This is a genomic window from Georgenia soli, from assembly GCF_002563695.1.
Classification (GTDB): domain Bacteria; phylum Actinomycetota; class Actinomycetes; order Actinomycetales; family Actinomycetaceae; genus Georgenia; species Georgenia soli.
Map to the genome: position 1 here is coordinate 3,535,282 of NZ_PDJI01000004.1, position 14,671 is coordinate 3,549,952.

At 73.8% G+C, this 14,671-nt stretch carries 15 protein-coding genes; 6 read left to right on the forward strand and 9 right to left on the reverse strand.

Annotation, left to right across the window (positions count from 1 at the left end; all coding sequences use genetic code 11):
- Positions 1-4: 4 nt before the first annotated feature.
- Genes ATJ97_RS17320 through ATJ97_RS17330 form a run of 3 tightly spaced genes read right to left on the reverse strand, consistent with a single transcriptional unit; the run spans position 5 to position 3,106 of the window.
- Positions 5-946, reverse strand: a complete 942-nt coding sequence (locus tag ATJ97_RS17320; protein WP_170037540.1) for an ABC transporter permease — start codon at positions 944-946, stop codon at positions 5-7.
- On the reverse strand, positions 936-2,039 hold the full coding sequence (locus tag ATJ97_RS17325; protein WP_098484802.1) for an ABC transporter ATP-binding protein: 1,104 nt from the start codon (positions 2,037-2,039) through the stop codon (positions 936-938). Before ATJ97_RS17325 ends, ATJ97_RS17320 begins: the two co-directional genes overlap by 11 nt.
- Positions 2,036-3,106, reverse strand: a complete 1,071-nt coding sequence (locus ATJ97_RS17330) for a LolA family protein (RefSeq protein ID WP_098485577.1) — start codon at positions 3,104-3,106, stop codon at positions 2,036-2,038. Before ATJ97_RS17330 ends, ATJ97_RS17325 begins: the two co-directional genes overlap by 4 nt.
- 159 nt (positions 3,107-3,265) lie before the next feature.
- Here ATJ97_RS17330 and ATJ97_RS17335 point away from each other — a divergent pair, with 159 nt between their 5' ends.
- A complete protein-coding gene (locus ATJ97_RS17335; protein WP_342746918.1) occupies positions 3,266-3,598 on the forward strand; it encodes a TfoX/Sxy family protein in 333 nt (110 codons plus the stop codon).
- 148 nt (positions 3,599-3,746) lie between these two features.
- Positions 3,747-4,874, forward strand: coding sequence for a CE1 family esterase (locus tag ATJ97_RS17340; RefSeq protein ID WP_170037543.1), 1,128 nt, complete (start codon positions 3,747-3,749; stop codon positions 4,872-4,874).
- A 57-nt stretch (positions 4,875-4,931) separates the two neighbouring features.
- Here the strand turns inward: ATJ97_RS17340 and ATJ97_RS17345 are convergent, their stop codons facing one another.
- Positions 4,932-5,381, reverse strand: a complete 450-nt coding sequence (locus ATJ97_RS17345; protein WP_098484805.1) for an SgcJ/EcaC family oxidoreductase — start codon at positions 5,379-5,381, stop codon at positions 4,932-4,934.
- Between the two features lie 350 nt (positions 5,382-5,731).
- Here ATJ97_RS17345 and ATJ97_RS17350 point away from each other — a divergent pair, with 350 nt between their 5' ends.
- Positions 5,732-6,340: a maleylpyruvate isomerase family mycothiol-dependent enzyme gene (locus tag ATJ97_RS17350; protein WP_245862684.1), complete on the forward strand. Its 609-nt coding sequence runs from the start codon at positions 5,732-5,734 to the stop codon at positions 6,338-6,340.
- A 282-nt stretch (positions 6,341-6,622) separates the two neighbouring features.
- Here the strand turns inward: ATJ97_RS17350 and ATJ97_RS17355 are convergent, their stop codons facing one another.
- Complete coding sequence (locus ATJ97_RS17355) at positions 6,623-8,518, reverse strand: penicillin-binding transpeptidase domain-containing protein (protein WP_245862686.1); 1,896 nt, start codon at positions 8,516-8,518, stop codon at positions 6,623-6,625.
- 206 nt (positions 8,519-8,724) lie between these two features.
- On the opposite strand from ATJ97_RS17355, the gene ATJ97_RS17360 reads away from it, so the two are divergent.
- A complete protein-coding gene (locus ATJ97_RS17360) occupies positions 8,725-9,168 on the forward strand; it encodes a nitroreductase family deazaflavin-dependent oxidoreductase (protein WP_098484808.1) in 444 nt (147 codons plus the stop codon).
- A 61-nt stretch (positions 9,169-9,229) separates the two neighbouring features.
- Here the strand turns inward: ATJ97_RS17360 and ATJ97_RS17365 are convergent, their stop codons facing one another.
- The 4 genes from ATJ97_RS17365 to ATJ97_RS17380 all read right to left on the reverse strand — a co-directional run bounded on the left by ATJ97_RS17365 (position 9,230) and on the right by ATJ97_RS17380 (position 12,530).
- Positions 9,230-9,946 carry a DNA alkylation repair protein gene (locus tag ATJ97_RS17365; protein ID WP_098484809.1) on the reverse strand — a complete coding sequence of 239 codons (717 nt, stop codon included), beginning with the start codon at positions 9,944-9,946 and terminating at the stop codon, positions 9,230-9,232.
- Positions 9,943-10,377, reverse strand: a complete 435-nt coding sequence (locus ATJ97_RS17370; protein ID WP_098484810.1) for a VOC family protein — start codon at positions 10,375-10,377, stop codon at positions 9,943-9,945. The genes ATJ97_RS17365 and ATJ97_RS17370 overlap by 4 nt, the downstream gene beginning before the upstream one ends.
- Before the next feature lie 85 nt (positions 10,378-10,462).
- Positions 10,463-11,914, reverse strand: a complete 1,452-nt coding sequence (gene gtfA, locus ATJ97_RS17375; protein ID WP_098484811.1) for a sucrose phosphorylase — start codon at positions 11,912-11,914, stop codon at positions 10,463-10,465.
- A gap of 103 nt (positions 11,915-12,017) precedes the next feature.
- Positions 12,018-12,530, reverse strand: coding sequence for a hypothetical protein (locus ATJ97_RS17380; protein WP_143427062.1), 513 nt, complete (start codon positions 12,528-12,530; stop codon positions 12,018-12,020).
- Between the two features lie 217 nt (positions 12,531-12,747).
- Here ATJ97_RS17380 and ATJ97_RS17385 point away from each other — a divergent pair, with 217 nt between their 5' ends.
- Positions 12,748-13,701 carry an NAD-dependent epimerase/dehydratase family protein gene (locus ATJ97_RS17385; protein WP_098484813.1) on the forward strand — a complete coding sequence of 318 codons (954 nt, stop codon included), beginning with the start codon at positions 12,748-12,750 and terminating at the stop codon, positions 13,699-13,701.
- A 324-nt stretch (positions 13,702-14,025) separates the two neighbouring features.
- Positions 14,026-14,613, forward strand: coding sequence for an NADPH-dependent FMN reductase (locus ATJ97_RS17390; protein WP_098484814.1), 588 nt, complete (start codon positions 14,026-14,028; stop codon positions 14,611-14,613).
- The last annotated feature ends 58 nt before the right edge of the window (positions 14,614-14,671 follow it).

The window sequence follows — 14,671 nt, forward strand, 5'->3', positions numbered from 1 at the left end:
GGCCTCAGGACAGCACGTCCTTCGTGGCGAAGCGCCCGTAGGCCAGGGCGCCGAACAGCGCCACGTAGCCGGCCTGCAGCAGGGCGTTGTCCGCGAACGACGTCCACACCACCGGCTGACGCAGGAGGTCGGCAAAACCGAGCCAGTAGTTGGTGAACAGCCAGGGGTGCAGCCACGCGAGCTGGTCGAGCGAACCGAGCACCTGGGCCACGACGGCGAGCACCGCCGTCGTGGCCATGGCGCCGACCGGCACCTCGGTGAGCGTCGAGACGAACAGGCCGACGGCGGAGAGCCCCAGGAGGGAGACGCTCACGTAGCCGGCCGCCAGCAACGAGCGCACCACCGACTCACCGACGCCGATGGTGTCGCCCGAGAGGAGGGGCACCGGCCCGACGGGGAAGAGCGCCGCGCCGATCGCGGCGCCGGTGAGCACCACCGTCAGCGTCGCAGCCACGCAGAAGACCGCGGCGCCGGCGTACTTCACGAGCAGCAGGCGCAGCCGTCCCACGGGAGCGGTCAGCAGGTACCGCAGCGTGCCGTGGCCGGCCTCGCCGGCGATCGTGTCGCCCGCGACGACGGCGACCGTCAGCGGCAGGAACAGGGGCACCGTCACCACCAGGGCGGTGACGGAGACGAACAGCCCGTTCTGGGTGACCCGGTCGAGGAACGGCGGGCCCTCGCCCGGTCCGGGCGGGCTCGAGGAGAGCCGGACGGCGACGGCGATGACGACCGGGATCGCGGCCAGCGCCAGCAGCATGGCCCAGGTGCGCCGGCGGCGGAACAGCACCGCGAGCTCCGAGCCGAGCAGCGCCCAGCCCGCAGACGGCCGTACGGTCGCGCGGTCGGGACTCCCGGGGCGGGCCTGCGGAGCGGCGGCGCCGCTCGCCGAGCGTCCGCCGGCGGTCACGGCCTCGACGGCGGAGGGCGAAGAGGCGTCACTGGGCAACGTCGAACCCCTCACCGGTGAGCGCGACGAACCGGTCCTCCAGGCTGGCCTCCTCGACGGCGAACCCGCGCAGGCGCACGCCGGCCGCCACCAGGGCGGCGGCGATGTCCTCCGGCGGGGGCGCGTCGTCGGGAAGGGGAGCGACGAGGATGGTCGCCCGATCGCCGTCGAGAATGCCGCCGACCTCGGCACGCAAACCGGCGGTCACGGCTCCCGCACGGTCCCCCGTTGCAGCTCCGGCCGTGCCTCCGCCGCTCTCTCCTGGGCCGTCGTGGGGCGCGATGCCAAGTCGAGCGAGGACGTCGCGGGCGGGCCCCGGGTCCGGCGTGAGCACCCGGACGCGCGGCTGCCCGGCGCGGCGCAGCTCCTCGAGGCTGCCGTGCGCGACCAGTCTGCCCACGCTCATCACCGCCGCGTGCGTGCACATCTGCTCGACCTCGGCGAGCAGGTGGCTGGAGACGAACACCGTGGTGCCGCCCTCCGCGAGCGAACGCACGAGCGCGCGGACCTCCCGGGTGCCCTGCGGGTCGAGGCCGTTGGTGGGCTCGTCGAGCACGAGCAGCTCGCGCGGGCTGAGCAGCGCGTTCGCGATGCCCAGGCGCTGCTTCATGCCGAGCGAGTACGCCCGCACCTTCTTGTGCGCGGCATGGCTCAGCCCCACCCGCTCGAGCGCCGCGGCCACGCGGGCGGTCCGCGTGTCGCCGGGGGCATACCGGTTGGCGGTGTCGAGGCGGCGCAGGTTCGCCTCGCCGGACAGGTACGGGTAGAAACCCGGCCCCTCCACGAGGGCGCCGACCCGGGGGAGGACCTCACGGCCGTGGCGCGGCATCTCGCGGCCGAGCAGGTGCACCTGTCCCGCGGTGGCCGACGCCAGGCCGAGCATCACCCGGATGGTCGTCGTCTTGCCCGAGCCGTTGGGGCCGAGGAACCCGAAGACCGAGCCGCGCGGCACGGCGAGGTCGACGCCGTCGACGGCCAGCTGGCGGCCGAACCGTTTGGTCAGCCCGCGGGTCTGGACGGCGAGGTCGCCGTCCTGCCACGGTCGGGCCTGTTCCGCGGGCGCGGGGGCGGGCTCCGCCGTCGTCGCGGTCACGACCCGGCGACGGACTGGAGCCGCTCGACGGGGACTGCCCCGACCAGGACTCGGCCGTCGTCGGTGATCAGGGCGTTGACGAGGGCGGTGGAGAGCAGGCGACCGCCGTCGACCGCCTGCGTCATCTGGGCGAGGAGCGGGTCAGCGGTGACGTCGGCGGCGGCGCCGGGCGGGAGGACGACGACGGCGTCCCAGCCCTTGCCGACAACGGTGGGCGCGGGGCCGGCCGGTGCCGTCGACCCCCCGGCGGAGCCGGACCCGGGCATCCACGGGGCGCCGCCGGCCGGCTGGTCGGGGACCGTCTTCTGCTCGACGCTGGCCCCGGCCGGCGGGGCGAACTCGAACCGTGCGGGGTCGGGCCTGCCGAGGGTGAAGGACGTGTAGGCCACCTCGAAGGCGGGGTCGGTCCGGCCGCGGGCGTCGACGGTGACCCGCAGCGGGAAGCCGGTATCGCCGTCGACGGCGATCGCGACCGAGCCGACGAGCGTCTGGTCGGTGCGCGGGGTCAGGACGAGCTCGTAGGCGTCCCGGCCCGCGACGGTGACGTCCTGGGCGACGGACAGCTTGGTGGTGGGCCCCACGGCGTCGACGAACTTCTGGGCGAGCTCCTCCGGTGTCTGGGCGGGAGCGGGTGCGTCGGCGCGGGCGGCGTCCTTCGGGAGCGTGAGGTGCAGGGCGGAGTTGTCGCGCGAGTCGTAGACCCAGGCGTCGCGGCCGTTGACCACCAGGTCGCGCTCGGAGAAGGAGTCCATGACCTGGACCCGGGCGGTGTTCTCGCCGCCGACGTAGGCCCGGCCGGTGTGGTCGCCGGTGAGCAGGTCGACCGCCTGGGCGAGGTCGTCGCCGCCCTGGCCGCCGGCGCCGCTCGGCAGCGCGGGCAGGCCGAGGTCGGAGGTCTGGGTGGAGGAGCCGGAGAACGCCTCCACGGAGTGGTCGGCGAGCATGGCGAGGACGTCCTCGGGGGACTTGTCGGGCAGGTCGGCGGCGCCGGCCTGGGACGTGAGCGCTGCGGCCGCCACGACGGCGGGGACGGCCGCCGCGGGGAGCCACCGGTACCAGCGGGACATGAGCACACTCTCCCTCGATGCGTGCTACGACGGTACGTCGTGACGGTTGCCCGCCGCCATCCTCCCGCGGGATGACTATCCTGCCGGTGCGAGCATCGGGCCGAGCGCTGCATGGGTGGAGCGCGAGCGCCGTGCGAGCGAGCGGAGGTCATCATGCGGATGCCCAGGCCGACAGAGGAGGACGAGGCGCGCTTCCGAGCCGCCGTCCCGGAGGACCCGCGCGTCGAGATCCGGCCCATGTTCGGCAACCTCGGCGCCTTCGTCGGCGGCCACATGTTCGCCGGGCTGTTCGGCTCGCAGCTCGGGGTCAAGCTGCCCGAGGACGAGCTCGTGGAGGTGCGGGCCGCGGGTGGCGGCGACTACGGGCCGCCGGAGCGCCCGATGGGTGGCTGGATCACCGTGCCCGAGGGCGTCGACCCGGCCGGGCTGGTCGCCCGGGCGGCCGAGTACGTCGCGACGTTCCCCCCGAAACCCACCGCGAAGAGGCGCTGACGGCCACTCGAGGGGCGTCAAGTCGCTCGCCCGCGGCGGTCCAACCGGTGAGACCACGGCGGACGGTGTCCACGCGGGCGAGACGCGGCACTCTCCGGACGGTTCCCGGCCGTAGCGTCCGGCGGACGAGAACCGACCGAGGAGCATGATGAGCACCGCCCACCCCGCCCGACGAACTCTCCGCACCGCCGCCACGGTGGCGTGCCTGATGCTGGTCCCGACGGTCGCGGCCGCTGCCCCCTCGGGGGTGGCCGGTGCCGCCGGAGCGGCCGGCGCGGCCGGCACGCAGCTGCAGCCGGGAGTCCACGAGTTCAGCGTCGAGATCGACGGTCACGCGCGCACCGGCGTCGTCCTGCTGCCGGAGAGCTGGACACCACGCTCGGACCTGCCCCTGGTGCTCAACCTCCACGGTTCCCGCTCGGACGGGGCGGAGCAGCTCGTGTGGTCCGACGCCGCGCAGCTCGCCGAGGAGGAGGGGTACGTCGTCGTCCTCCCCGACGGCGGGATCGAGAACCCGGGCGACGGCTGGCTCTGGAACGTCCCCGGCGTGACGGACGCGCCGGCGGGGAGCCCCGACGACGTGGCCTTCCTGCGCAGCCTCGTCGAGTGGGCCTCCGACGAGTACGGCACCTCTGCGGAGAACGTGTTCGCGACCGGCTACTCCGGCGGAGGGCGGATGATCTCCCAGGCGGCCTGCGAGGACCCCACGCTGTTCCGCGCCATCGCACCGGTGACCGGGCTCCGGGCCGGGTTCCCGGTGCAGGACGGGACCGGTGCGTGGGTGCCGGACCCCGCGTCGTGCGCGCCGGAGGAGGTCACCCCGATCGTCACGTTCGTCGGCACGGAGGACCCCGTGAACCCCCTCGACGGCGGAGGTGCGGCGTACTGGCGGTACGGCCACGAGGCGGCTCTCGCCCGGTGGGCGGAGATCGGCGGCTACACCTCGGTCGAGGTGTCGGAGCCGGCGCCCGGTGTCACGCTCACGGCCATCGGGGACGGCAGCGGGAGGAACGAGATCGAGTCGTGGTCGATCGAGGGCGCCGGCCATGTGTGGCCGGGCAGTCCCGCCTTCGAGCACGAGACCTCGTGGGCGGGCACCCCCACCTTCGCGGTGAACGCCAACGAGGTCATCTGGGACTTCTTCGAGGAGCACTCCGTCGACGCACGCGGCAAGGGCAACGGTGACGGGAACGGCCACCGTCCGGGCACGCCCGGGCATGGCGACGGCAGGCCCGGGAACGGTGTCGGTCACGCCTACGGGCCGGGCGCGCGCTGATGCGTGCCGGCGGGCGGGTGCGACGGCGCCCGCCTGCCGGTGCTCCAGCGCCGACGGTCAGACGGGCTGGGCCACCGGCGTCGTCTGCGCCGACGCGATGCGCCAGCGGCCGTCGGAGTGCACCACGACGTAGGTGAGTGCACCGCCGGTCGGCAGCTGCGTCGCGCGGTCCGTGCGTGCGTCCTCCACCCGTTTCGTGCAGCTCACGAGGGCGACGCCGGGTGCGAGGAGGCGGACGTCGTGGATCTCCGCCGTCGTCACCACGTCTCTCAGCGGTGAGGCCAGCGCGGCACGCATGGCCTCGCCGAGGGCGTCACGGCCCAGCACCCGGCGGCCGGCGATGTTGACGACGACGGCACCAGGCGTGTGCAGGTCGAGGAACGGCTCGGGATCGAACTGGGTGTCCTGCGCTCGCCGCACGAGCTCATGGATCTCGGCGAGGCTGCCGGTGTCGACGCCAGTTCCCGGGCCCGAGGCCTCGGCGTTGGCCGTCTGCTCCGTCGTCATGTCGCCGAACCTATGCGGACCGTGCGCCGACCGGCATGTCTTTTCGGCAGCGCAGCCGTGCCGGCGTTGACCGCCGCGGGCCACGACGTGCGCGCCATGAGCCGCGTGCACCGCCGCGCCGACGGCGCGGAGACCTGGGTGCGCGCCGACGGGCGCCGCAGGTCATCAGCAACTGACCGGCGGCATGCCGGCGTCTGTTGACTTCTTCCCACGCGGAAGTTCCGACAGGCGCCGGGCCTTGCCCGCGGTCACGGCTTGTCACGGACGGCTCCAGGTAGCTCTGGCTGTCGTGAGGCTTGAGCGGCCGCCACTAGGTTGTCCCCGTGGGACGGGCGCAGACATGGAGGCGGGTGCACGCGGAGCGGGCGGCGCTCGCGGACGACCTGGCGGGACTGCCGGAGCACCGGTGGGCGACGCCGTCGCTCTGCGCGGGGCTGTCCGTCCGAGAGGTGGTGGCGCACCTGACGGCCGGCGCGTCGCTCAACCCGTTCACCTGGATGGCCGGAGTGATCCGGTGCCGGTTCGACTTCGACAAGCAGGTGGCCATGCGCCTGGCGGAGTACCTCGGCTCCACCCCGGCCGAGACGCTCGCGCGGTTCCGCCAGGTGGGGGACAGCCGGACCGCACCCCCGGGGCCGAACGTCGCCTGGCTGGGGGAGGCCGTCGTCCACGCCGAGGACATCCGCCGGCCCCTCGGCGTCCGGCGGGCGTACCCGATCGAGACGGTCACCCAGGTCGCCGAGTACTACAGCCGGTCCGACCTTGTCGTGGTGGCGAAGAGCCGCGTGCAGGGCCTACGGCTCGAGGCGGCGGACGGCCCGTTCGCCACTGGGACCGGACCGCTTGTCCGGGGCGCCACGCTCGCGCTGGTCATGGCCATGACCGGTCGAGCGGCGTACTGCGAGGAGCTCGAGGGCGACGGCGTCGCGACGCTCCAGGACCGCGCCCACATGTCTTAGCACCACGATTCCCGGCCCGGGCGTCGATGACGCGCGCGCCACTGAACGTCCGCGCTCCGGAGGAGTTGACCTCTCGAGGAGGAGTTGACGTCTCGCGGAGGAGTTGACCTCTCGCGGAGGAGTTGACGTCTCGCGGAGGAGTTGACCTCTCGCGGAGGAGTTGACCACTCGCGGAGGAGTTGACCTCTCGCGGAGGAGTTGACCTCTCGCGGAGGACTTGACCACTCGAGGAGCAATTGACCACTCGAGGAGGAGTTGACGTCTCGCGCCACGAGTGGGGGGTCAGGGGACGGCGGTGAGGAAGTCCCGCACGATGCCGCCGGCGACGCCGGAGCCGTGCCCGCCGCCCTGCACCATCACCGCGACGGCGAGATCGCCGCGGTAGGCCGTCATCCAGGAGTCGACGCGGGCGTCGTCGCCCCCGGCCTCGGCCGAGCCGCTCTTGGCGTGCACGGGCTCCCCGGGCACGTCGCCCAGGAGAGTGGCCGTCCCGCCGGTGACGACGCCGCGCATGTACCCACGCAGCACCTCCGCCTCCTCGACGGTCAGCGGGCTCGCCGGCGCGGCCACCGCGGCCGGGTCGTCGGCGACGTCGCCGGGCCCGAGCACGAGCGTGGGCGAGACCGCCGCCCCCGCCTTGACGGACGCCGCCACCGTGGCCATGGCGAGCGGGGAGGCGAGCACGTCACCCTGGCCGATGAGGGAGGCGGCGAACGCGGTGCCCGTCGCGTCGGCAGGGACCGAGCCGAGGAAGCCCGGCCACGGCCCGGCCAGGTCACGGCCGAGACCCAGCGCTGCCGCGGCGTCGGCCATCGCCTGTGGGGTCAGGGCGTCGCGGGCGTTGATGAGCGCGCTGTTGCAGGACTGCGCGATGGCGTCGGACATGGTGATCTCGCCGAGGTGGGCGGCGGGGTAGCCCGGGTAGTTGCCCACGGTGTAGCCCTCGACCGTGGCGTCGGGTGTGCACGAGACGAGGTCGTCCGGGCCGACGCCGGCCCGCAGGAGGGCGAGGGCGGTGACGATCTTGTAGGTCGAGCCCGGCGCCAGCGTGGCGAGCATCGCCGTGTTCTGCCCCTCGCTGCCCGGGCCCGACGCCGCCGCGAGGATCTCTCCGGTGGACGGGCGCAGCACGACGAGGCCGGCGGGCGAGGTGGTGCCGGCCAGCGCGATCTCGGCGGTGGTCTGGAGCTGGGTGTCGAGCGTGAGGTGCAGGTCCGCCCCGTCGGCGGCGGGCCGCTCGTACAGGGTCGTCAGCTCCGCGCCGACCTGCGAGCTCACCCGCAGGCCCGGCCTCCCGGCGAGGGTGACGTCGTACTGCTCCTGCAGGCCGGAGAGCCCGACCGTGTCGCCGGCGACGACCCGACCCTCCGACGCCTCGACGATCTCCTGGGTGGCCTCCCCGACCCGGCCGAGCAGCGCCCGGGCGAAGGTGGCCGTCGGGGCGAGCGGCAGCTCGCCCGGCAGCGCCACGCCGCCGGTCACCTCGGCGAGGGCGTCGAGGTCGACGTCGGAGCTGCCCTCGCGCACCACGATCGCCTCGACGAACGCCCGGGGCCCGGCGGCGACGGCCCGGTCGGCGAACGCCGCGGTGTCGTCATACCCGGCGAGGGATGCCACGGCCTCGGCGCTCGCGCGCAGGTCCGCCTCCGGCGCCCCCTCGAGCCGGGTCTTGTCGAGCCCGACGCGCAGTACGGGACGGTCGGTGACGATGGCGGAGCCGTCGCCGGCGAGCACGTCACCGCGCTCGCCACGCACGCGCTCGAGGACGAGCGACCCCTGCGGGGGCAGCTCCGGCGCGATCATGTCGGGGGAGAGGCTGGCGGCCCAGGCGCCGTCGGCGTCCTCGGCCAGCTGGGCGGTGGTCGTGTAGCTCCAGTCGGGCTCGCCGTCGGCGTCGAGGTCCCACGCCCAGCTCAGCTCGACGTCGACCGCGCTCGCCCTGCTCTCCGTGACCTCGCGACGCTCGCCGAGGCCGGCCACCTCGACCGTCCGCGGCAGCCCGGCGAGATCCCCGAGCAGGGCCTCGAGGTTCTCCGGCTCTCCCAGCCCCCGGGCGGAGGAGGTCTCCCCGGTCTCGAGAGCCCGGGCGAGGGCGGCGGCCTCGTCGCCCGGGTCGTCCGTGCCGCTGCACGCGGCCAGTCCGGCCGAGAGCGTCAGGAGCACGACGACGGAGCTCACAGGACGTCGTCGGCCGGAAACTCTCACCGGCCAAGGATGGCGCCGACCTCGCCGGTTGTCGACGCCTTTTCGATCCGCGCGGCAGCTCGACCGGCGGCACGGGGGCGCATGGTCGTCGGGCTCCACGGACGGCGAGGCGAAGCGAGATGCTCCGCCGTAGGGTGACGCACGGACCTGGACCAGAACGATCGAGAGGCAGGCGAGCGATGCAGCAGCTGGACGCCGACTACGAGGCCAGCCCGAGCGAGTGGGTGCGCCGTCAGGTGGCGGAGTACGAGGCCTCCGAGGGGCAGCGGGCCAACACGATGCAGGGTCTGCCGATCGTGGTGGTCACCATGCGCGGCGCGCGATCCGGCAAGGTCCGCAAGGTCCCGCTCATGCGGGTCGAGCACGGCGGCACGTACGTCGCCGTGGCCTCGCAGGGCGGTGCGCCGAAGCACCCGCAGTGGTACCACAACCTCGTCGCGCACCCGGAGGTCCGGGTGCAGGACGGTGCGCAGGTGGTCAGCGCCCGGGCGCGGATCGTGACGGGTGACGAGCGTGCGCAGTGGTGGGAGCGGGCCGTGGCGGCCTTCCCGCAGTACGCGCAGTACCAGGAGCGGACCGAACGCGAGATCCCGGTGTTCCTGCTGGAGCCGGTCTCGGACTGACGCCTGGCCTGCGGTCAGGACGACGTCGTCGATCGGCACACCTCGGGTGGGCACCGGCGCGTTACCCGAGGTGCTTGAGCGCCTCGCGCCGCGAGAGCGGGGACAGCCGGTCACCCAGCGCCTCGACGTACGCGGCAACCCAGGCGGCGTCCGTGCGCGCGAGGTCGCGCAGCGCCCAGCCGATCGCCTTGCGGACGAAGAACTCACGACCGTGCGGGCTGCCGAGCAGGTTCACCTCGACGCAGTCCGTCAGGAGGCTGGTGTCCGTGCGCCCGCGGGCGCCGATCTGGGCGAGGATCGCCGCGCGTCGCACCCACACGTCGTCGTCGACGGCCCAGGCGCGCACCTCCGCCGCCACCTCGGGGTGGGCCAGCAGGAGCGGCGCGAGGAGGTGCGTGGCGACGTCGTCGACGAGGTCCCACCACGCACCCGTGAGCACGAGGTGCCGGTACAGCGGCAGCGTCGCGGGGTCGGTCGCCCACGCCCGGTACGGGCGGTGGCGTGCCAGGGCGATGGCCGCGTGCCGCTCCTCCCGGTACCCGGCCTCGTCCCAGAGGGCACGGATGGTGGCCTCCCAGGCGCCGGCGTCGTCCACGGGGTGGGCGTCCAGCACCGGGCGCAGCGCCGCACGCAGCTCGGGGAGACGGAAGCCGCGCAGCGGCATCTCCGAGCGCAGGTAGCGCTGCTGGCCGGCGGCGCGGACGGGGTCCCCGCCGCTGGCCAGCGTGCGCCGGACCGCTGCGACAAGGTCGCCACGGGCGGCTGAAGTGGTGGTCAGGAGCCCTGGCCGCCCTGCCCGCCCTGACCCGCGATGTTGACCATCCAGGCGACGCCGAACCGGTCGGTGAGCTGGCCGAAGTGGTCGCCCCAGGGCGCCATCTCCAGCGGCACGGTGACGCTGCCGCCGTCCGCCAGTTTGTCCCAGAAGCCCCTCAGCTGCGACTCGTCGTCGCCGCTGAGGGAGATGGTGATGTTGCTGGTGTCCTGGACGTCCATGGAGCTCGGGGTGTCGGCCGCCATGAGCGTCATGCCGTTCGGGGCGTCGAGCTGGCCGTGCATGATCTTGTCGGCGTCGGCGGGGTCCTCGCTCATCTGGAACTCGGCGAAGGTGTTCATGTTCAGGTCTCCGCCGAACACGCCGTGGTAGAACTCGAGCGCCTCACGGGCGGTGTCCCGGAACGAGATGTACGGGTTGAGTCGGGTGGTCACGGTGCCTCCTCGCACGGTGGGTGGTCAGCCCAGTGTGGCGGCCGGGCGGCCGCGCTCGCGAGACTTTTGGGCGAGAAGCACCGACTCATCGCCCGCCCGGTGCGGGCGTCGCGTCGACCCGGAACGTCCTGGTCGCCACGTCCGCCTCGAGGCTCGCCCGATGCTCGCCCGCCTCCCAGGTCAGGACGACGACGGAGCCCTCGCCTGCCGCCCGGAAGTCGCCGTCGAACGCTGGGTGGGCGTTGCGCAGGCGGACCAGCTCCAGCAGCCGGCGCACCACGGGCCGGTCGAGGTCCCGCTCGATCTCCTCGCGCGTGTAGTGGTGGCGGTTGATGTCCCGGCCCACCCCGGTGCGGGCGAGCAGCCCCATGTCGTTGCGGCCGGCGAGCAGCCCCACGTAGTAGATCTGCGGCACCCCGGGCACGAAGAGCTGGACCGCCCGGGCGAGGAGGTAGGCGTCGTCGTCCCCGCCCAGGGCGTCGTAGTAGGTGCAGTTGACCTGGTAGACGTCCACGTTCGAGGCCGCCCACCCGGTCGCCTGCCGGGACTGGCCGCCCGAGCGGGTGTGGATGCCCTCGACGAGGGCGTCGACCTGCTCGGGGGCGAGGAGCCCCGGCCGCCCCTCCTCGATCTGGTCCGGGCCGACGTCGACGACGCCGATGCCGTCGTGCGTGTCCAGCACCGTGACCGCGTTGGCCGGCCGGACGTCGAGCCAGCGCCGCAGCGCCGCGATGTCGCCGGTGTACAGCGTGTGCAGCAGCAGCGGGGGCAGCGCGAAGTCGTAGACGCGGTCCACGCGCGCGGCGATCGCCACCTGACGTTCGAAGTGCGAGTGGATCTCCACCAGCACCTCCGCGCCCCGTTCCCGCGCCCGCGCTGTCAGGTCACCGATGAAGTCGAACGTGCGGGGGGTCATGAACGAGGAGGTCCCGGCCGTCTTCACCGCGTACCCGACGGCGTCCAGGCGCACCATCGACACCCCGCCGTCGGTCAGCGCGGCGAGCACCCCGTCGAGGTACGCCTGCCCGGCGGGGTGGGCGAGGTTGAGGTCGATCTGCTGCGAGGTGAACGTGGTCCACACCAGCCGGCGGCGCCCGCCGAGCGTCATCGGCGTGAACGGCAGCCCCGGCCGCGGCCGGTAGATGCCGGCGAGCTCGTCCTCGTCCGCGCCGTCCGGGTAGACGTCGGACATGGTGAGGAACATCCCTGCGTGCTCGGAGACGTCCCCGCGGGCGAGCACGTCGCGGAACTCGGCCGAGTCGGCGGAGACGTGGTTGACGATGAGGTCCGCCATGAGGGTGTAGCGGCGGGCGAGGGCGCGCACGTCGGCCCAGCTGCCGAGGCGGGGGTCGACGGCGGTGTGGTCGACCGGGTCGAAGCCGGCGTCGGCGCCGTCGAACGGCGTGAAGAACGGCAGCAGGTGCACGCCGTCGAAGACCCCGGCGAGCGGTCCGTCGAGCAGGTCGAGCAGGCCGCGGACGGACCCGCCGAAGCGGTCGGCGTACGCGATCAGCTGGACACCGCGGCGCTCTTCCATACCTCACCTCGCACCCTTGCGCGTCGGCGGGCGGACCAGGTTCGCCCGGCGCTTGCCGGCCCACCGTACCGACGGCCGCCGACGGCGACGACCTCGCCGCGACTCAGGAGCTGAGGAGCATCCCGCCGACGGCGAAGACCGTCACGGCCAGGACGACGACCACACCGGCCACGGCCAGCGCGCGCGAGCTCTCGAGCCCGTGCGCCTGGGCGAGCAGGTCGACGGACGTCAGCAGCCCGCTCACCCCGACCGCGAGCAGGCCGACGACCCAGACGGCGTTGCTCACCTCGTGCAGGGTGGCGAGGCCGGTGGCGGGCTGCCCGTCGGTATCGAGGCCGAAGGCCCCGACCGCCTCGGCGACCAGGCCGAACGAGGCCAGCGCGAGCCCGGTGACGAGCGTGCCCCGCGCCACCCGGGCCAGCAGGCCGGGGCGCAGCGGCCAGTACCGCAGCACCAGGACGAGAAGGCCCAGCAGCGGGAGACCGACCGCCAGGTGGCCGGCGGCGTGAGCGGCAGCGGGGGAGAGGGACAGCCCCCGGACGCTCAGCAGCAGGGCGGCGACGAGGGCGGCGGTCCCCGCCACGCTCAATCGGGCGACGTGATGCTCGAGAGTCACTTCGCTCTCCCCGTGCGAGGAGTGGGTCCGACACCGACGTCGGACCCGCTGCCGCCATGATCGGCTCCTGCCGAGGTGGTTCCCAAGACCCGGCCGAGGGTAGGGGAGGGTGGTTCCTGGGTGAACGGCGCAGGGGCGGGTGACCCCGTCGATGCTTCCCGGCTCCGCCGTCGAACGGGCAGGATGCACGGGAACGGGACGGACACGGAGGTCTGCGGTGCGAGTGCTTCTTGCCGGTGCGACGGGCACCATCGGCACACACCTGACCCGGCAGCTGCTCGACGCCGGGCACGAGGTGGTCGGCCTGACCCGTCGGCCTGAGGGGGCCGTGCGGCTGCGGACCGCCGGCGCACAGCCGGTCGTCGCCGACGTGCTCGACGCGCCCGCGCTGCTCGCGGCCCTCGACGGCGTGCGTGCGGACGCCGTCGTCCACGAGGGCACGTCGATCGCCGGTACGCCGTGGCGCCACCGTGACCTCCACCCCACGAACGTGCTGCGCACGCGCGGCACCGCGAACCTGCTGCTCGCCGCGGAGGTGGTCGGTGCCCGGCGGTTCGTGACGCAGTCCTTCCTCTACGTCCACGGCTACGTCGACCACGGCGACACCCCCGTCCGCGAGGACCAGCCGTTCGGGCCGAGCGGCGGCGGCGAGTTCGACCGGCACGTCGGTGCGATGCGCGCCAACGAGAGGCAGGTGCTCGGAGCGCGCGGGGTCGAGGGCGTCGCCCTGCGCTACGCCTTCTTCTACGGCTCGGAGTCGGGCACCTTCGGTCTCCTCGACATGGCGGCGCGGCGCCTGCTGCCCGCCCCGGCCCACGGGACGAACCTGTCGGTGGTCCACGTGGAGGACGCGGCGGCCGCGACGGTCGCCGCGCTGGAGCGGGGCCGGGCGGGGGAGGCGTACAACGTCGCCGACGACCACCCGCTCACCTGGTCGGAGTACCTGGACGCCGTCGCCGACGCCGCGGGGGCGCCGCGCCCGTGGCGGCTGCCCAACGTGGTCTTCCGGGCGTCGGCGTACCTCGGCACCGTCATGACGCGGGCCGGCATCCACCTCGACACCGCGAAGGCCCGCCGCGAGCTGGACTGGGTACCGCGGTACCCGAGCGTCCGCGACGGCCTCGCCGCTGTCGCGGCCGACTGGCGTGCGCGAGGCTCAACGCCGGCGTAGCCGACCGACGACGCGAGTCGGCAGCGGCCGCAGGTCATCGCGACCCGGGCGGACGAGATGGCCATGTTGGTTCGTCGGACAGACTTTTCGAACCAAAAGGGCCAACTCGTCCCCGCACGCGCCCCCCGGGTCGCGTTGGCGCCGTCACGCGCTCGGACGTCAACCTCCCCGGGCGAGTAGCCCGTCCTGCGGCGGGCGTCGGCCGGCGGCGTGACGCACGCCACGGCGCCGTCCGGAATGGCTCTCGTGGTCCATGCGTTTGCATCCACAGTGCGGGCGCCAGTCCGCCGTGAATCCCGAGGACATCTCCAAGGAGCAGCAAGCATGACCAAGATCGCCATCGTCACCGGCAGCGTCCGTCCCGGCCGTCAGAGCCTGAACGTCGCCAACTGGGTGAAGTCCATCGCGGACCGCCGCGACGACGCCGAGTTCGAGATCGTCGACATCGCGGACTTCAACCTGCCGGTCTGGGCCGAGGCGACGCCCCCGTCCTGGGGTCCGGCGCAGTCCGCCGAGGGCCAGGCCTGGTCCGCCAAGATGGCCGAGTTCGACGGCTTCGTCTTCGTCGTCTCCGAGTACAACCACTCCATCACCGGCGCGCTGAAGAACGCCCTGGACTACCTCTCGCCCGAGCTGAACAACAAGGCCGCGGGCTTCGTCTCCTACGGCTCCGCCGGCGGCGCCCGCGCCGTGGAGCACCTGCGCGGCATCCTGTCGGAGATGCAGGTCGCGCACGTGCGCAACGCCGTGGTCATGTCGCTGTTCACGGACTTCGAGAACTTCTCCGTCTTCACCCCGACCGAGCCGGCCACCGCCTCGGTCGAGCCCATGCTCGAGCAGCTCGTGCCGTGGACCAAGGCCCTGGAGGCAGTGCGCGCGGGAGCCTTCGCCCCGGTCGGCGCCAACGCCTGATCCATCAGCAGGTCCGGCGTCCGAGCGACGACGCCGTACGGGCGCGGTCCCACCGGCG